Source organism: Nocardioides luti (assembly GCF_014212315.1).
Classification (GTDB): Bacteria; Actinomycetota; Actinomycetes; order Propionibacteriales; family Nocardioidaceae; genus Nocardioides; species Nocardioides luti.
Genome location: NZ_JACKXE010000002.1, coordinates 128,899 through 145,690, shown reverse-complemented (window position 1 = coordinate 145,690; position 16,792 = coordinate 128,899). Strand labels below are relative to the sequence as shown.

General features: G+C 71.8%; 15 protein-coding genes. 10 read left to right on the top strand and 5 right to left on the bottom strand.

From position 1 onward, the window contains the following. The first annotated feature begins 371 nt into the window (after positions 1–371). Positions 372–1,814: a glycine hydroxymethyltransferase gene (locus H5V45_RS19715; protein ID WP_185254879.1), complete on the top strand. Its 1,443-nt coding sequence runs from the start codon at positions 372–374 to the stop codon at positions 1,812–1,814. A 4-nt stretch (positions 1,815–1,818) separates the two neighbouring features. Here H5V45_RS19715 and H5V45_RS19710 read toward each other — a convergent pair whose 3' ends face one another. The 3 genes from H5V45_RS19710 to H5V45_RS19700 are packed head-to-tail and all read right to left on the bottom strand — an operon-like array spanning position 1,819 to position 4,527. Next, positions 1,819–2,193: a DUF4267 domain-containing protein gene (locus H5V45_RS19710; protein WP_185254878.1), complete on the bottom strand. Its 375-nt coding sequence runs from the start codon at positions 2,191–2,193 to the stop codon at positions 1,819–1,821. Positions 2,194–2,233: 40 nt separating this feature from the next. After that, positions 2,234–2,914 carry a response regulator gene (locus tag H5V45_RS19705; protein ID WP_185254877.1) on the bottom strand — a complete coding sequence of 227 codons (681 nt, stop codon included), beginning with the start codon at positions 2,912–2,914 and terminating at the stop codon, positions 2,234–2,236. Next, entirely contained in the window at positions 2,911–4,527 is a 1,617-nt protein-coding gene (locus tag H5V45_RS19700; RefSeq protein WP_185254876.1) for a sensor histidine kinase, read from the bottom strand. The genes H5V45_RS19705 and H5V45_RS19700 overlap by 4 nt, the downstream gene beginning before the upstream one ends. A 122-nt stretch (positions 4,528–4,649) precedes the next feature. Between H5V45_RS19700 and H5V45_RS19695 the strand changes: the two genes are divergently transcribed. Then, positions 4,650–5,993, top strand: coding sequence for a cation:dicarboxylate symporter family transporter (locus H5V45_RS19695; RefSeq protein WP_185254875.1), 1,344 nt, complete (start codon positions 4,650–4,652; stop codon positions 5,991–5,993). A gap of 290 nt (positions 5,994–6,283) precedes the next feature. After that, a complete protein-coding gene (locus H5V45_RS19690) occupies positions 6,284–6,583 on the top strand; it encodes a GIY-YIG nuclease family protein (RefSeq protein ID WP_185254874.1) in 300 nt (99 codons plus the stop codon). A gap of 722 nt (positions 6,584–7,305) precedes the next feature. Here H5V45_RS19690 and H5V45_RS19685 read toward each other — a convergent pair. Beyond that, a complete protein-coding gene (locus H5V45_RS19685; protein ID WP_185254873.1) occupies positions 7,306–8,964 on the bottom strand; it encodes an acyl-CoA dehydrogenase family protein in 1,659 nt (552 codons plus the stop codon). Positions 8,965–8,982: 18 nt separating this feature from the next. Here H5V45_RS19685 and H5V45_RS19680 point away from each other — a divergent pair, with 18 nt between their 5' ends. The 5 genes from H5V45_RS19680 (at position 8,983) to H5V45_RS19660 (ending at position 14,575) form a co-directional block, all read left to right on the top strand. Continuing rightward, positions 8,983–9,999 carry a YihY/virulence factor BrkB family protein gene (locus tag H5V45_RS19680; RefSeq protein WP_185254872.1) on the top strand — a complete coding sequence of 339 codons (1,017 nt, stop codon included), beginning with the start codon at positions 8,983–8,985 and terminating at the stop codon, positions 9,997–9,999. Positions 10,000–10,008: 9 nt separating this feature from the next. Beyond that, positions 10,009–11,109, top strand: a complete 1,101-nt coding sequence (locus H5V45_RS19675; protein ID WP_185254871.1) for an NAD-binding protein — start codon at positions 10,009–10,011, stop codon at positions 11,107–11,109. A 76-nt stretch (positions 11,110–11,185) separates the two neighbouring features. Beyond that, on the top strand, positions 11,186–13,237 hold the full coding sequence (locus tag H5V45_RS19670; RefSeq protein ID WP_185254870.1) for an ATP-binding protein: 2,052 nt from the start codon (positions 11,186–11,188) through the stop codon (positions 13,235–13,237). A 73-nt stretch (positions 13,238–13,310) separates the two neighbouring features. Continuing rightward, positions 13,311–13,598 carry a hypothetical protein gene (locus H5V45_RS19665; RefSeq protein ID WP_246416620.1) on the top strand — a complete coding sequence of 96 codons (288 nt, stop codon included), beginning with the start codon at positions 13,311–13,313 and terminating at the stop codon, positions 13,596–13,598. 371 nt (positions 13,599–13,969) lie between these two features. Then, on the top strand, positions 13,970–14,575 hold the full coding sequence (locus tag H5V45_RS19660) for a LuxR C-terminal-related transcriptional regulator (RefSeq protein WP_185254868.1): 606 nt from the start codon (positions 13,970–13,972) through the stop codon (positions 14,573–14,575). Here H5V45_RS19660 and H5V45_RS22775 read toward each other — a convergent pair. Further along, entirely contained in the window at positions 14,572–15,183 is a 612-nt protein-coding gene (locus tag H5V45_RS22775; protein ID WP_343061656.1) for a response regulator transcription factor, read from the bottom strand. The two genes, H5V45_RS19660 and H5V45_RS22775, sit on opposite strands and share 4 nt — an antisense overlap. Positions 15,184–15,310: 127 nt before the next feature. Between H5V45_RS22775 and H5V45_RS19650 the strand changes: the two genes are divergently transcribed. Together H5V45_RS19650 and H5V45_RS19645 are read left to right on the top strand one after the other, a co-directional pair. Next, entirely contained in the window at positions 15,311–15,982 is a 672-nt protein-coding gene (locus H5V45_RS19650; protein WP_343061655.1) for a helix-turn-helix transcriptional regulator, read from the top strand. A gap of 487 nt (positions 15,983–16,469) precedes the next feature. Further along, a complete protein-coding gene (locus H5V45_RS19645) occupies positions 16,470–16,775 on the top strand; it encodes a hypothetical protein (RefSeq protein ID WP_185254865.1) in 306 nt (101 codons plus the stop codon). The last annotated feature ends 17 nt before the right edge of the window (positions 16,776–16,792 follow it).

The window sequence follows — 16,792 nt, the reverse complement described above, 5'->3', positions numbered from 1 at the left end:
CGTCGGGTTGGCCCTCCGGACCGTGCGCCCGGAAGTGAGGTTCGGGCGGCGGTGGCGTCATGCTCGCAGGGGAGGGACGCCGGTCAGGAAGGCCAACACATCATGCTGCGGGTGCGACCGAGGTCCACGTGGCGTCGAACCACGAGGAAGGCGCTCACAGCAGTGATCATGGGAAGGAGTCTCACGCTCCGGACACCTGATCCACAAGGCGAAATCTCATGCAGTGAGATCAGTGTCCATGATGCGAGACACCAGGCGTGAGGCGACGCGGCGGGCGGCGCCGGGTGCGGCCCACGTCACACCCGACCCCCACGTCCAACTGCGGTGGAGCCGCTTCGACCCGGTCGCCGGGGCTCACTAGTCTGGGGCGCATGACGGACCTCTCGCAGCTCACCAGCTCGGCGTACTCCCAGGCCCTCGAGGTCATCGCCTCGGTCGAACCCCGCATCGCGGAGGCGACCCGCCAGGAGCTCGCCGACCAGCGCAGCTCGCTCAAGCTGATCGCGAGCGAGAACTACGCCTCGCCGGCCGTGCTGCTCACGATGGGCACCTGGTTCAGCGACAAGTACGCCGAGGGCACGGTCGGTCACCGCTTCTACGCGGGCTGCCAGAACGTCGACACGGTCGAGTCGCTGGCCGCCGAGCACGCCCGGGAGCTGTTCGGGGCGCCGTACGCCTACGTCCAGCCGCACTCCGGCATCGACGCCAACCTGGTGGCCTTCTGGTCGATCCTCGCGCACCGCATCGAGACACCCGCGCTCGAGCGCCTGAGCGCCAAGAACGTCAACGAGCTGACCGAGGAGGACTGGGAGTCGCTGCGCCACGAGTTCGGCAACCAGCGGCTGCTGGGCATGTCCCTGGACTCCGGCGGCCACCTGACCCACGGCTTCCGCCCCAACATCAGCGGCAAGATGTTCCACCAGCAGCAGTACGGCACCGACCCCGAGACCGGGCTGCTGGACTACGACGTGGTGCGCGCCAAGGCCAAGGAGTTCAAGCCGCTGGTGCTGGTCGCCGGCTACTCGGCCTACCCCCGCCGGGTGAACTTCGCCAAGATGCGCGAGATCGCCGACGAGGTCGGTGCCACCCTGATGGTCGACATGGCGCACTTCGCCGGTCTGGTCGCGGGCAAGGTGTTCACCGGCGAGGAGAACCCCGTCCCGTACGCCCACCTCACGACCTCGACCACCCACAAGTCGCTGCGCGGCCCGCGCGGCGGCCTGGTGCTGGCCCAGGAGGAGTACGCCCCGTCGGTCGACCGCGGCTGCCCGATGGTGCTCGGCGGCCCACTGTCCCACGTGATGGCCGCGAAGGCCGTGGCGTTCGCCGAGGCCCGCCAGTCCGGCTTCCAGACCTACGCGCAGGCGATCGCGGACAACGCCAAGTCGCTCGCCGACGGCTTCCTGACCCGCGGCGCGAACCTCGTGACCGGAGGCACCGACAACCACCTGGTGCTGCTCGACGTGTCGTCGTTCGGCCTGACCGGTCGTCAGGCCGAGTCGGCGCTGCTCGACGCCGGCATCGTCACGAACCGCAACTCGGTGCCGAACGACGCCAACGGCGCGTGGTACACCTCCGGCGTCCGCCTCGGCACGCCCGCGCTCACGACCCGCGGCTTCGGGCACGACGAGTTCGACAACGTCGCCGAGCTGATCGTGCAGGTGCTGTCGAACACCCAGCCCGGCACCACCAAGGCCGGCGGCCCGTCGAAGGCGTCGTACACGCTCGCCGACGGGGTCGCGGACAAGGTCAAGGACGCCTCGGCCGAGATGCTCGACAAGCACCCGCTCTACCCCGGTCTCGAGCTGAGCTGACCTCTCAGAGGTTGGTGGCGACGTACGCCGCGGCCGCCGCGAAGGCGGCCGTGGTGAGCGCGCCGCCCACGCGGGCCCGCAGGGCCACGTCGCTGCCGCCGCGCGCCACGATCACGGTGTCGGCGACGTTGAGCGCGGCGGACAGCGTGGCCAGCGTCTTGCGCTGGGCGGGGTCCTCGGTCATCAGACCGATGGCGCCCAGCACCAGGTTGCGGGTGCCCCACAGCTGCACCATGGCGCGGAGGTTCCCGTCGCCCTTGAGGCCGTAGAACGTGGTGAACAGGCCGGGGGTCGCGACGGCGACGGCCCCGAACCCGATCGAGCCGATGGAGAGGGACTGACGGACCTGCTCGACGTCGAGGTCGGTGGATGCGCTCATGCCCGGCACCCTAGGACGCGCGGTGGACGGCGTCCACAGGTCAGCGCCAGCGGTACTCCACCTCGGGACGGCCGCTGCCGCCGTACCGCGGGCGCCGCTCGGCCTGCCCGGAGTCCGCGAGGTGCTCGAGGTAGCGGCGGGCGGTGACGCGGGAGGTGCCGACGACCTCGGCCGCCTCGGTCGCCGAGAGGGCCGTGGCCGCGTCGCGGAGCGCGGCGGTGACCTCGCGCAGCGTCTCGGTGCTCATCCCCTTGGGCAGCTCGGCGCTGCCGCCGCCCTGGCGCAGCGAGCCGAACAGCTGGTCCACCTCGTCCTGGGCAACCTCGTGCGGTGCGGCGGCGAGGCGCGCGCGGTAGGCGGCGTACTGCTCGAGCTTGCCGCGGAAGGTGGCGAAGGTGAACGGCTTGAGGAGGTAGAGCACGACGCCCTGCGCGACCGCGTGCCGCACCACGTCGGCGTCGCGGGCGGAGGTCACGGCGATCACGTCGCAGAGGTGGCCGGCGGCCCGCAGCTTCTGCAGCAGCCCGAGGCCGTGGCCGTCGGGCAGGTGCATGTCGAGCAGCACCAGGTCGACGTGCCGGTCTGCGGTGAGGAAGCGGGCCGCGTCGCCGGCGGAGCGGACCACGCCGACGACCTCGAAGCCGGGGACGCGGGCGGTGTATGCCGCGTGCGCCTCGGCCGCCAGGGCCTCGTCCTCGACGACGAGGACGCGGACCGTCATCCGGCACCGCCAGTGGGGACGGGGGCCGGGTGGAAGGTGACCGTGAACTCGGCACCGCCCAGCGGGGAGCGCCCGATCCGCACCTCGCCGCCGTAGCGCCGCGCCACCTGGCCGACCAGGGCCAGGCCGACCCCGCGCCCGCCGACGTCGCGGGCGGAGGCCTTCGTGGTCCAGCCGCGCTCGAGCGCCCGGGCCGCCTGCTCCTCGCTCAGGCCGGGGCCGCTGTCGCCCACGACGACGCGCAGCGCGTCGCCGTCCGCCGCCAGGGCGACGTCCACCCGGCGCAGGTCCTGGCCGTGCACGGCGTCGAGCGCGTTGTCGACGAGGTTGCCGAGCACGGTGACGAGGTCGCGCGAGGCGACGCCGGCCCCGCCGCTGGGGACGGCGCCGGTGATCGTGAGCCGGGTGCCCCGCTCGGCGGCCTCGGAGGTCTTGCCGAGGAGGAGGGCGGCCACCACGGGGTCGCCGACGGCGCCCACCACCTGGTCGGTCAGCAGCTGGGCGATCTGGAGCTCCTCGGTGGCGAAGTCGACGGCCTCCTCGGCCCGGCCCATCTCGATGAGGGAGACCACGGTGTGCAGCCGGTTCGCCGCCTCGTGGTTCTGCGAGCGGAGCGAGTCGGTGAGCCCGCGTACGACGTCGAGCTCGCCGGTGACCGAGCGCAGCTCGGTGTGGTCGCGCAGCGTCACGACGGCTCCCACCTCGCGCCCGTCCCACGAGGCGGGGGAGGAGCTGACGACGAGGACCAGCTCGTCGAGGACGTACAGGTCGTCGCTCTCGCGCGTCCGTCCGAGCGCCGCCGCGACGAGCCCGGGCGGGAGGCCCAGGTCGTGGATCGAGCGCCCCACCACGTCGTCGGGCAGGTGCAGCAGCCGGACCGCCTCGTCGTTGACCAGCTGGACGCGCCCCGCGTCGTCGATGAGCAGCAGGCCCTCGCGCACGGCGTGCAGGACGGCGCTGTAGTACTCGTACATCCGGGTGATCTCGCGCTCCCCGAGCCCGTGGGTTTGCCGGCGCAGGCGGCGCCCGACCAGCCAGGTCCCGGCCAGCCCGACGACCAGCACGAGCAGCGCGGCCAGCGCGACCAGGAGCACGTCGCCGCGCAGGCCGCGGTCGATCCGCTCGATGGTGATGCCGACCGAGACCAGCGCGACGACCTTGCCGCCGTCGTCGAGCACCGGCACGACCGCGCGCATGCTGGGGCCGAGCTTGCCGGCGTACTCCTGGGTGAAGGTGCGGCCCTGCGGGGCGTCCCCGACGTCGCCGATGAAGTGCTGACCGATCAGGGACGGGTCGGGGTGGCTGTAGCGGATCAGATCGAGGTTCATCACGGTGATGAAGTCGACCTCGGCGTCGCCGCGGACCCGCTCGGCGAGCGGCTGGATGGTGTCGCTGGGCACCGGGTCGTCGAGCGCGCCGACGAGGGTGGGGTCGTCCGCCAGCGTCTGCGCCACGGCCACCGAGCGGACCGTCGCGGTCGAGCGGGCGTCGCGCCGGGCGTCGTACGCCGCCAGCGCGAGCGAGACGATCACGAGCACGACGACGACCAGCACCTGGAGCAGCAGCACCTGCCGTGCGACCGACGGCTCCCGGGTGCCTCGTCGCCAGCGCATGGCGCGATTGTGCCGCACCGCGGGCGGGTGCGAACTCAACGAACACAAGGGTGACCCCGGTCACACGGGCCACCACCATGGCGGGAGCCGGGGAGCGCCCGGTCCGAACCAGGAGGAATCCGATGAGTGTCAGCACCCCCGCGCCTGCGCCGCCGCGCAACCGCACCCACTACCTCTACATCGCCGTCATCGTCGCGGTGGCGCTCGGCATCCTGGTCGGGCTGGTCGCTCCCGACTTCGCCGTCCAGCTCAAGCCGATCGGCACCGCCTTCGTGGCGCTCATCAAGATGATGATCCAGCCGGTCATCTTCTGCACGATCGTGATCGGCGTCGGCTCCGTGGCCAGCGCCGCCCGGGTCGGCAAGGTCGGCGGGCTCGCGCTCGGCTACTTCCTCACGATGTCGACCGTGGCCCTGGCCATCGGACTGGTCGTCGGCAACGTCCTGCACCCCGGATCGGGCCTCAACCTGACCGAGGAGACCGCCGCGGCGGGCGCCGCGCAGGCCGAGGGCGCCGGCACCACGACCGACTTCCTGCTGGGCCTGATTCCGACCTCGCTGTTCTCCGCGCTGACCTCCGGCGAGGTCCTCGAGACGCTCCTCGTCGCCCTGCTCGTCGGCTTCGCCGTGCTGGCCATGGGCCGCTCGGGCCAGCCGATCCTGCGCGGCATCGGTCACGTCCAGCGCGTGGTCTTCCGGGTGCTCTCGATGATCATGTGGGCGGCCCCGGTGGGTGCCTTCGGCGCGATGGCCGCCGTCGTCGGCGAGACCGGTGTCGACGCGCTCAAGAGCCTCGCGGTGCTGATGATCGGCTTCTACATCACCTGCGCGTTGTTCGTCTTCCTCGTGCTGGGCACGCTGCTCAAGGTCGTCACGGGCGTCAACGTCTTCAGCCTCTTCAAGTACCTCGGCCGCGAGTTCCTGCTGATCCTCTCGACCTCGTCCTCCGAGTCCGCCCTGCCCCGGCTGATCGCCAAGATGGAGCACGCGGGCGTCGACAAGCCGACCGTCGGCATCGTCGTGCCGACCGGCTACTCGTTCAACCTCGACGGCACCGCGATCTACCTGACGATGGCCTCGCTCTTCATCGCCTCGGCCCTCGGTGACCCGCTGAGCATCGGTGAGCAGATCTCGCTGCTGCTGTTCATGATGATCGCCTCCAAGGGCGCCGCCGGCGTCACCGGCGCCGGCATGGCCACCCTGGCCGGTGGCCTCAGCTCGCACCGCCCGGAGCTCCTCGACGGCGTCGGCCTCATCGTCGGCATCGACCGCTTCATGTCCGAGGCCCGCGCGCTGACGAACTTCGCCGGCAACTCCATCGCCACCCTCCTGATCGCGCACTGGACCGGCGGCCTCGACCGCCCCCAGCTCGACCGCGTGCTCGGCGGCAACGACCCCTTCGACGAGCTCACCATGGTCGACGACCACGAGCCCGTCGAGCCGGAGCGGGTCCCCGCCACGGTTTGAGGCCCGGCACGGTGGTTGAGGAGGTTGCCCCGGCAACCGTCTCGAAACCACCACGAAGGCACCCGGTGGTTGAGGAGGTTGCCCTGGCAACCGTCTCGAAACCACCACGAAGGCAACCGGTGGTTGAGGAGGTTGCCCTGGCAACCGTCTCGAAACCACCACGAAGGCGACCGGTGGTTGAGGAGGTTGCTCCGGCAACCGTCTCGAAACCACCTCGACCGCAGGCGGTCGTCCACAGGCAGCCGGACGACCCCTGGACGCCGTGCCCCCACCTGACCTGAGGTGGGGGCATGGCGTGGACCTACATCGTCGAGTGCGCCGACGGCTCGTACTACGTCGGCAGCACGATCGACCTCGAGGGCCGCATCAGCCAGCACAACCTGGGAGCGGGGGCGGCGTACACACGCCACCGCCGACCGGTGCGACTGGTCTGGGCGGCCGACTTCGCCCGCATCGAAGAGGCGTTCGCCTTCGAGAAGCGCGTGCAGGGCTGGAACCGACGCAAGCGTGACGCGCTCATCCGCGGCGACTGGGCCGCGCTGCCGGAGCTGTCCAGCCGGTCGTGGGCGGCGTTGCGCGCGAGGTCGTGACCGGGCCCGGTGGTTGAGGAAGGCGCTCTGGCGCCTGTCTCGAAACCACCTGCTGTGGACGGGTTAGGTGGTTTCGAGACGGTTGCTGCGCAACCTCCTCAACCACCGGAGGGGCGTTGCTGCGCAACCTCGCCAACCACCGTGACCCGATGGTTGAGGAAGGGCGCTCTGGCGCCTGTCTCGAAACCACCTGCTGTGGACGGGTCGGGTGGTTTCGAGACGGTTGCTGCGCAACCTCCTCAACCACCGGAGGGGCGTTGCTGCGCAACTTCCTCAACCACCGTGACCCGGTGGTTGAGGAAGGCGCTCTCGCGCCTGTCTCGAAACCACCTGCTGGGGACGGGTCGGGTGGTTTCGAGACGGTTGCTGCGCAACCTCCTCAACCACCGGAGGGGCGTTGCTGCGCAACCTCCCCAACCACGGTGACCCGGTGGTTGAGGAAGGCGCTCTGGCGCCTGTCTCGAAACCACCTGCTGGGGACGGGGTGGGTGGTTTCGAGACGGTTGCTGCGCAACCTCCTCAACCACCGGGGGAGCGGTGCTGCGCAACCTCCCCAACCACGGTGACCCGGTGGTTGAGGAAGGCGCTCTGGCGCCTGTCTCGAAACCACCTGCTGGGGACGGGGTGGGTGGTTTCGAGACGGTTGCTGCGCAACCTCCTCAACCACCGGGGGAGCGGTGCTGCGCAACCTCCTCAACCACCGGGGGAGCCGCGGCCGACGATCAGGGGAGCGTGGGCGTGGCCCGGGCCACGATGGCGGCCAGGTCGCCGCCCTGGAGGGCGCCGAAGGTGCCCTCGGAGCCACCGAGCCGGGAGGCGCAGTAGACGTCGGCCACCTCGGCCGGGGCGAAGCGGACCAGCAGCGAGCCCTGCAGGCAGGCGGCCATCCGGCCGGCCAGGCGGCGGGCGGACACCTCGAGGGTGGCCTCGTCACCCAGGAGGGCCAGGGTCTCGTCGACGGCGCGGTCTAGCCGGGCGTCGGCCCCGCGGGCCAGGCCGACCTCGGTGATCCAGGCGGCCAGCGCCTCCGGCTCGCGGGACAGCGCGCGCAGGACGTCGAGGGCGTTGACGTTGCCGGAGCCCTCCCACACGGAGTTCAGCGGCGCCTCGCGGTAGAGCAGCGGCATCACCGACTCCTCGACGTACCCGTTGCCCCCGAGGCACTCGAGCGCCTCGGCGACCATGAACGGCGTCCGCTTGCACACGTAGAACTTCGCCAGCGGCAGGGCGATGCGGCGCAGCGCCGCCTCGTGCGGGTCGTGGGCGCGGTCGACGGCCGCGGCCAGCCGCATCGCCAGCGCGGTGGCGGCCTCGGTCTCGACGGCGAGGTCCGCCAGGACGTTCTGCATCAGCGGCTTGTCCGCGAGCAGGGAGCCGAAGGCCGAGCGGTGCGCCGCGTGCCAGGACGCCTCGTTGAGGGCCCGGCGCATCAGCGAGGTCGAGCCGAGCACGCAGTCGAGGCGGGTGGCGGCGACCATCTCGATGATCGTCCGCACGCCGCGGCCCTCGTCGCCGAGGCGCTGGGCGACGGTGCCGCGGAACTCCAGCTCGGAGGACGCGTTGGAGCGGTTGCCGAGCTTGTCCTTGAGGCGGACCACGTCGAGCTGGTTGCGGGTCCCGTCGGGCAGCACGCGCGGCACCACGAAGCAGGTGACGCCGTCGGGCGCCTGCGCGAGCACGAGGAACATGTCGTTCATCGGCGCCGAGGTGAACCACTTGTGGCCGTGCAGGGTGTACTCCCCGTCGGTCGACGTCGGCCGCGCCACCGTCACGTTGGCCCGGACGTCCGAGCCGCCCTGCTTCTCGGTCATCCCCATCCCGGCCAGCGCACCGCGCTTGGTCGAGGGGGTGCGCAGGCCGGGGTCGTACGTCGTGGAGGCCAGCAGCGGGGTCCACTCCTTGGCGATCGCGTCGTCGGCCCGGAGCGCCGGCACGGCGGCGTACGTCATCGAGATCGGGCAGCCGTGGCCGGGCTCGGTGTGGGACCACGCCATGAAGCCGGCCGCCCGGCGCACGTGCGCGTGCGGCGCATCGGTCTCCCAGGGCGCGGCGGCGAGCCCGTGCCCGACGGCGCGCTCCATCAGCCAGTGCCACGACGGGTGGAAGGCGACCTCGTCGATGCGGTTCCCGTAGCGGTCGTACGGCGTCAGCTCGGGGTGGTGCTCGTTCGCCAGGATCCCGTGCTCGCGGGCCTCGGCGGTGCCGGCCTCGGCGCCCAGCGGGGCGAGGTCCTCGACGACCTCGGCGGAGCCGTGACGGGTGACGGCCTCCACGAGCGCCAGGTCGGCCGTGACGACGTTGTGGCCCACCAGCGGGGGAGCCTGGTTCGTGACGATCCTGATGTCGTCGGTCCGAATGTCGGCAGCGGTGCGGCGTTCCATGGTGGATACCGTAGAGCCATGCCCCCCTCGGAGACCCAGCCGTCCGCTGCGTCTCCGGCCGCCGGGCCCGCGGCCGCACCGACCTGGGTCGACCAGGCCCGCGAGGTGGTGTGGCGGCTGATCGTCACGACCGTCAGCTCGTGCCTGCGCTACCGGGTCACCGGGCTGGCCGCCGAGGCGGCCTTCTTCGCCGTCGTGTCCGTGCCGCCGCTGATCTTCGCGATGGCGGGGGCGATCGGCTACGTCACCGACCGGTTCAGCCCGGCCGAGGTGGCCGACGTGCGCTCGGCGATCATCGAGCTCTCCCAGCGGGCGCTCACCGAGAGCGCCGTCGAGCGGATCATCATCCCGACCATCAACGACGTCCTCAAGGGCGGCCGCTTCGACGTGATCTCGCTGGGCTTCGTGCTCGCGCTGTGGTCCGGCTCGCGTGCCCTCAACGTCTTCGTCGACACCATCACGATCATGCACGGGCTCGGCGGGCACCGCGGGATCGTCAAGACGCGGGCGCTGTCGTTCCTCCTCTACATCCTGGCGATGATCACCGGCGTCATCTCGATCCCGCTCGTGGTGGCCGGGCCGTCGCTGGTCGGGGACTGGCTGCCCCCGCGCTTCGACTTCCTGCTCGGCTTCTACTGGCCGGTGGTCGTCGTCATCTGCGTCTGCTTCCTCGCGACGCTCTACCACGTGTCCGTGCCGGTCCGGACGAACTGGAGCTTCAACCTCCCGGGGGCGACCTTCTCGCTCATCGCCTGGGTGCTGGGCTCCTACCTGCTGCGCTGGGTGCTGACCGTCACCGCGCACGACTCGCGCTCGATCTACGGCCCGCTGGCCGCCCCGATCGCGATCCTGATCTGGCTCTACCTCGTCGCGATCGCGGTCCTCATCGGCGCGGCCGTCAACGCCGCCTTCGACACCGTCTTCCCGCAGAAGGCGACCACCCGGGCCCGCCTGGAGCTGATGACGCGCCTGCGCACGGCGATGACCAAGGACCGGGGTGCGGATGTCCCCGGGACCGCCGACCCCGTGGACTAGATTCGCCCCGTGTCCGACGCCAGCAGCGACCTGACCCCCGGGCGCGCCCGCGGGAAGGTCGCCCTCCCCGAGAACCGCCGCTCACCGTGGTGGGAGCTCGGGCGCCGGCTCCTGGCCGCGCTGGCGATCCTGGTCGGCACCGTGCTGCTGGTCTACCTCGACCGTCACGGGTACCGCGACGGCAACGACCCGCCGTACTTCAAGGTCAACCTGGTCGACTCGATCTACTACACGACCGTCACGCTGAGCACGACCGGGTACGGCGACATCGCGCCGGTCGCCCAGCACGCCCGGCTGATCAACGCGTTCGTCATCACGCCGCTCCGCATCGCGTTCCTGGTGCTGTTGATCGGTACCACCCTGGAGGTGCTCGCCTCCCAGGGCCGCGAGATGTTCCGGGTCGCACGCTGGAGGAAGAACATGGGACAGCACGTCGTCATCGTCGGCTACGGCACGAAGGGCCGCAGCGCGGTCGAGACCCTGATCAACAACGGGCAGAACCGCGAGGCGATCGTGGTGGTCGACCCCAGCGCCTCCGCCATGTCCGACGCGCACGCCGACGGGCTCGCGGTCGTCTCGGGCGACGCCACCCGGCGCGAGGTGCTGCGCCGCGCCGGCGTCGCCGAGGCCAGCCAGGTGATCATCACGACCAACCGCGACGACTCCAACGTGCTGGCGACCCTCACCGTGCGCCAGCTCAACCCGGACGCGTGGATCGTCGCGGCCGTGCGCGAGCAGGAGAACGCGCCGCTGATGAAGCAGTCCGGCGCGAACTCCGTCATCACGTCCTCGGACGCCGTCGGCCGCCTGCTCGGCCTCTCGTCGCTCTCGCCGACGCTCGGCTCCGTGATGGAGGACCTGCTGACGTACGGCGAGGGCCTCGAGGTCGCCGAGCGCGACCTGCTGGTCACCGAGGTGGGCAAGCAGCCGCAGACGCTGCCCGACCAGGTGATCTCGGTCGTGCGCGACGAGAAGGTCTACCGCTACTTCGACCCGGTGGTCACCCAGCTCGCCCGCGGTGACCGGCTGATCGTCGTACGCCCGGCCCGTGAGCTGCCGTGGGCCCCGCGTCCCGGGACGCACGGCGAGGAGCTCGCGAACGACGACTGAGCGCGTTCCCGCACGCGCGGGCCGCCGCAGGTCTAGCCTCGTCGACAAGTGCTGGGGGCATGAGACAGGGGTGTGGATGCCGCAGAGCGACGCACGACCCCGTGCTGAGCAGTGGCAGGTGCTGGCCGCCTTCGTGCTGCTGTACGTCGCGCTCGGGTTCGCCGGGCGCGCCACCCTGTTCGACGGCACGACCTTCGCGCTGGTCTGGCCGGCCGGTGGCGCGGCCGTCCTGTGGTTCCTCGTCCGCGGCGCCGGAGCCCGCAGCCTCGACACGGCGCTGCTCGCCGGCTCCGTGCTGGGCGTCAACTTCGTGACCGGCGCCTCCCTCGACGTCAGCCTCGTGCTGGTCGTCACCAACGTCCTCCAGACCCTCGTGGCGGTCACCCTGATGCGCCGCTGGTGCCCGCACCTGTGGGGCTGCGGCGGCCGACGACCGCTGGACTCCCCGCGGTCGCTCGCGCGCTACATCGGGGCTGCGCTGCTGGCCACCGGCGCGGCGGCCCTGCTGGGGACGCTCGCGTTCGGGCTCATCAACGGCCGGCTCGACGGACTGGGCGGGCTGCTGTGGTTCGGCCGCAACCTCTGCAGCGTTCTCACGCTGACCACGGTCGGGCTGCTGGTCGGGCAGCGGGTCACCAGCCCCGGCCCCCGCGCACCGATCGCCGCGTCGGCCGCCGCCGGCCACCTCGAGCTGCTCGCGGCGATCGTCTTCACCAGCGGGATGTACGTCCTGGCCTTCGTCTTCGAGGACCTGCCGCTGGCCTTCCCGCTGCTCGCCGCCACGACCTGGGTCGGGCTCCGGTTCGCGACGCTGCTCAGCGCCCTGCACGCCACCCTCATCGGCGCTGCGACCGTCGCGCTCACCCTGCGCGGGATCGGTCCGTTCGCAGACGTGCCGGGCGCGGAGGTCGGCGCCCTGCTCGCCCAGTTCTACGTCGCCACGATCGTCGTGACCGCGCTGGCGCTGTCGACCGGGCGCGATGAGCGGCAGGCGCTGGCGGCGACCCTGCGCCGCACCCAGGAGCAGGCGGTCTACGAGGCCCGCCTGCGCGACGCGATCATCAGCTCGATGGACGAGGCGCTTGTCGTCTTCGACGAGAGCGGCGACCTGCTGGTCCGCAACGGCGCCGCCGCCGCGATCCTCGAGCCCGTGGGCACCGGACCGGCCTCGCTCTACGGCATCGGCGCGACCCACCCGGACGGCTCGCCACTCCTCGACGACGAGCGGCCGTCGTACCGCGCCCTGCGCGGCGAGACCGTGCACGACCTCGAGGTGCTGGTGGAGGTGCCGGCGCTCGGGCCCCGGATCCTCGCGATCTCGGCCTCGCCGTTGCCGCCCGACGCCCAGACCGGGCGGTCCCGGGCGCTGATGCTGTGCCGCGACGTCACCGTCGAGCGGGCGCGGCGCGAGGAGCTGGCGTCGTTCGCCGGCGTCGTGGCCCACGACCTCCGCAACCCGCTGGCGGCCATCGACGGGTGGACCGAGATGATCGGCGACGAGCTGGAGGCGGGGGAGCTCGACCCGGAGCTGGCCCGCGAGTTCGTCTCGAAGGTGCGTGACTCCTCGCGCCGGATGCGCGAGCTGATCCGCGACCTGCTGGCCCACGCGACCAGCAGCGCCCGGGACCTGCACGTGACCCGCGTCGACGTCGCCGCCGAGGTGGCCGAGGTGGTCGCGGCGCGGCACGCCGAGGCGGCCGTCACCTGGGGCCGGATCCCGCCCGTCGCGGCCGACCCGGTCCTGGTCCGGCAGGTGCTCGACAACCTGCTCGGCAACGCGCTGAAGTACGTCGACCCCGACCGTGCCCCCCGGATCACCGTGACGGCGGTCGTCGACGACGGCGGCAGCGACGCGGTGACGATCCGGGTCGCCGACAACGGTGTGGGGATGCCCGCGGGGGAGCACGACCGGATCTTCGAGGAGTTCCACCGCGCCCACCACCGCGACTTCGAGGGGAGCGGCCTGGGCCTGTCGATCGTGCGCCGCATCGTCGCGCGGCACGGTGGCACGATCGTCGCGCGCGACAACCCCGAGGGCCGCGGCACCGTCTTCGAGTTCACGCTGCCGCGCTACCTCCAGGCCGACAACGTCGCACTGCCGGATCCGCCGGCCAGCCGCTCCGCCTGAGAAGGCACCGGATCCACCGTCGTGCGAACAGGTGTTCGAACGAGGTGCGATGATGGTCGGCATGGCTGGCGGGATGAACAGGCAGGGGAGCGGGATCCCGCTCGGCGAACGCCGGCGCGCCGGTGCGGCCACCGGACCCGTGGTCGGCGCGGAGCCGGTCGAGGACACCTGCCCCGTGCGGCACTGCTGGGTGGCCGACGCGGTCGACCTGCGTGGCGTCAAGCGTCCCGGCCTGCTGGTCGAGTGGCGTCGCACGACCGTGTCCTGGGAGGGACGGGTGGTCTACGCCGTGACGCTGCGGCCCGGGGAGTGGGCGCTCGTCGAGGAGTGGCTGCCCGCCGACCAGCTGACCCAGCGGTGACCGCGGTCGGGGGTTGAATCACAAGATCCGGGTCAACTTGAGGAAACCTTGAGGGAAATCCTCAGGGAATCTAAGGGTTTCGGGAGGTACGTTTCTCTCAGAACCGCCGGGGACCCGAGACCCCGGCGGTTCTACTTATTTCAGCCGTGCCGGCCGGTCCCTCCGCGAACTTGTGGAAACCTTGAGCCCGCGGCCCTCGCCTTCGTCGGGACCGTCGCGCTACGGTTTCACCGACGAACCGCCGGGGACCCGAGACCCCGGCGGTTCGTCCTCTTTCCGGGCAGTTCCGGCTGGTCAGCCCGCGTTCCGAGGTGGACGGACAACCCGAAAGGGTGCTGGTGCCCGCCGGGCCTGCTTGTCATAATCGCGTCGTGAGTGGAGGGCCGATCCGGCTGCTCATCGTGGGCAGCCAGCACATCGTGACCGCCGGCATCGTCTCGATGCTGGCGCCGTTCGGGGACCGCATCGAGGTGCTGACGCCGCACGACGGGCTGGCCACCTTCCACCGCCAGGTCGACGTCGTCGTGTACGACGTGCTCGGGATGGTCGACCGCGACAGCGAGGAGCTCACCCGCCTCGTGGAGCTCGGCAAGGGCGTGATCGCGCTCGGTCGCGACCTGCGGCCCGACCTCGCGGCCCGCGCCGTCCAGCTGGGCGCCGTGACCACCGTGCCCATGGGCACCGACGCCGCACGCCTGGTCGCGGCCATCGAGGCGGTGTACGCCGGGGAGACCGCCGACCTGGTCCCCGCGGAGGAGTGGCTGGCCCAGGCGGAAGGGCTCTCCGAGCGCGAGGCCGAGGTCCTCGGGCTCATCACCCAGGGCCTCAGCAACCCCGAGATCGCCGAGCGTCTCTACCTGAGCATCAACTCGGTCAAGACCTACATCCGCTCGGCGTACCGCAAGATCGGCGCCACCCGGCGCTCGCAGGCGGTCGGCTGGGCGATGGACCACGGCTTCACCACCGACAAGACCTAGACGCGGCTGCGTGCCCGCTCGCCCAGCGGCTTGAGCCGCAGGCCGTGGTCGACGGCCCAGCGGACGGCGTGCGCCCGGCGCGTCACGCCAATCTTGCGGTAGGCCGTCCGCACGTAGGTCTTCACGGTGTTCTCCGAGAGGTAGAGCCGCAGCCCGATCTCGCCGTTGCTGTAGCCGCTGCCGATGAGGGTCAGCACCTCGAGCTCGCGTCGCGACAGCTCGCCGGGCGGGACGACGGGGAGGAGCTCGGGCTCCGGTCCCAGCGCGACCACCGTGTCGCCCGCAGCGACGGCGACGAGCGCGTCGACGAGCTCGGCCGGCGACAGCGTCATGGACAGGTAGCCGCTCGCCCCCGCCGCCAGCGCGACCGTCACCAGCGCATGGGTGCGCTCGGTGGACAGCACCACGGTCCGCGTGGTCGTGGGCACCTCGCTCAGCCGGGTCAGCAGGCCGATCGAGTCGATGAGCACCACGTCCGCCTCGCCCACCCGGTCGCTGTCGACCAGCCGGACCCGGTCCGCGTGCCGGGCCAGCACGACCCGGAGCCCGGCGCCGACGAGGTCGCCGGCGTGCAGGGCGGTCACGAGCAGCGGGGGAGAGGTGGTCACCTTCCTCCTTCGGAGCGACCCCACCCCGCGGATCACTGCTCCGGACGTGATCCGGCTCGCAGCAGTCGTCCGGACGAGCCCACGCCGTACGCCGGACTGTCGCTACAGTGCTGCGCATGGACCTCACGTGACACGTCCCCTCCGCCTGGCGATCGTCGACGACTACGCGGTCGTCGTCGCCGGGGTGGCGGCGATCCTCGCCGAGGAGCAGATCGACGTCGTCGAGACCGAGGCCTGCCTCCCGGTCGTCGCCGACGTCGACGTCGTCCTCTACGACACCTTCGCCCAGATCCAGGGCAGCCAGCTCGACCTCGAGGACTTCGTCCGCGACAGCGGCGCTCCCGTCGTGATCTACAGCTGGAACCTCGACGCCCAGCTGATCCAGCAGGCGGTCGACCGGGGGGCGCGGGGCTACCTGTCGAAGGTCCTGACCGGCCCGGAGATCGTGGCCGCGCTGCGCCGCGTGATGGACGGTGAGGTCGTGGTCATGCCCGGCGACCACGAGACGAGCGTCGGGAGCGAGGGCGACTGGCCCGGTCGCGCCGCCGGGCTGTCGCCGCGCGAGGCCGAGGTGATCGCCCTCATCACGCAGGGCCTCAGCAACCAGGCCATCGCGGACCGGGCCTACCTCAGCATCAACTCGGTCAAGACCTACGTCCGCATCGCCTACCGCAAGATCGGCGTGCAGAGCCGGGCGCAGGCCGTGCTGTGGGGCGTGAGGAACGGCTTCGAGCCCGACACGCTGCGCACCGTCGACGGGTCCCTCCTCGTCCGCCCTCCGACCGGCGGGCCGCTCTAGACGGGTGCCCCACCCCTGGGGATGAGGTGGGGCCGATCGCCCCTCGCCGAGCCGCCGCCCGGCCTACTGTTGGTCACGCCGAGACACCGGGGTGCTGCAGACACCACCGTCCCGGCACCCTTGGTGCCTCGACCCGTCGCGAGCTGGTCGATCGCCACTCCCTGCGCGGCCCCATGGTCCCGGTCCCCGTCCGAGGCTGTGGGGCCGCTGGGACGTGCGGCGGGGGACTCCGGCGCCACCGATGCGGTCTCCTGCGACCGACGGCCTATGCTGCAGAGGAACCGCCAGGAGCCGCGTCCCCCCTAGCCCCTGGCGGTTCCTCATGCCCCGTCGGTCCTGACCGATCGGAGGATGCCCGGGCCCGGGCGTCCGTCGCAGACTTCTCGCGGGTCGTCCCCGCGTGCGTGGGCGGCTCTCGACACCCCGTCCTTGTAGGGGGGACCGGGGTGTCGCTCCATTTCCGGCCGCGCGCTCCTAGAGTCGCGCCATGACCGAGTTCTCTCCTGCCCGGGCCACGGTGGTGTCCCTCACGCTGGCCGGCGTGCTGATCGCCGGCGCGAGCGCCGGGATCGGCTGGGCGCTGCACCCCGACGGGATCCAGCAGCGCCACTTCTCCGGCCGCGTCAAGGCCGTCAACTCCGACCAGAGCGCCATCGGCGTCCGCACCACGGCGTACGGCGACGTGGGCGGGGCGCTGGTCGTGCACGGGCCGCCCGTGAAGTCGGGGCAGTGGGTGACCGGCATTTTGTACGGCGAGGACGCCCAGATCATCGAGGTCTTCCAGGAGCCGTGAGCACGTCCCTGCACGTT

Coding starts and splice junctions, on each gene's coding strand:
- H5V45_RS19680 (WP_185254872.1), top strand. CDS start 8,983: ATGCCCCCCTCGGAGACCCAGCCGTCCGCTGCGTCTCCGGCCGCCGGG.
- H5V45_RS19685 (WP_185254873.1), bottom strand. CDS start 8,964: ATGGAACGCCGCACCGCTGCCGACATTCGGACCGACGACATCAGGATC.
- H5V45_RS19645 (WP_185254865.1), top strand. CDS start 16,470: ATGACCGAGTTCTCTCCTGCCCGGGCCACGGTGGTGTCCCTCACGCTG.
- H5V45_RS19665 (WP_246416620.1), top strand. CDS start 13,311: ATGAACAGGCAGGGGAGCGGGATCCCGCTCGGCGAACGCCGGCGCGCC.
- H5V45_RS19705 (WP_185254877.1), bottom strand. CDS start 2,914: ATGACGGTCCGCGTCCTCGTCGTCGAGGACGAGGCCCTGGCGGCCGAG.
- H5V45_RS19690 (WP_185254874.1), top strand. CDS start 6,284: ATGGCGTGGACCTACATCGTCGAGTGCGCCGACGGCTCGTACTACGTC.
- H5V45_RS19715 (WP_185254879.1), top strand. CDS start 372: ATGACGGACCTCTCGCAGCTCACCAGCTCGGCGTACTCCCAGGCCCTC.
- H5V45_RS19695 (WP_185254875.1), top strand. CDS start 4,650: ATGAGTGTCAGCACCCCCGCGCCTGCGCCGCCGCGCAACCGCACCCAC.
- H5V45_RS19670 (WP_185254870.1), top strand. CDS start 11,186: ATGCCGCAGAGCGACGCACGACCCCGTGCTGAGCAGTGGCAGGTGCTG.
- H5V45_RS19700 (WP_185254876.1), bottom strand. CDS start 4,527: ATGCGCTGGCGACGAGGCACCCGGGAGCCGTCGGTCGCACGGCAGGTG.
- H5V45_RS19710 (WP_185254878.1), bottom strand. CDS start 2,193: ATGAGCGCATCCACCGACCTCGACGTCGAGCAGGTCCGTCAGTCCCTC.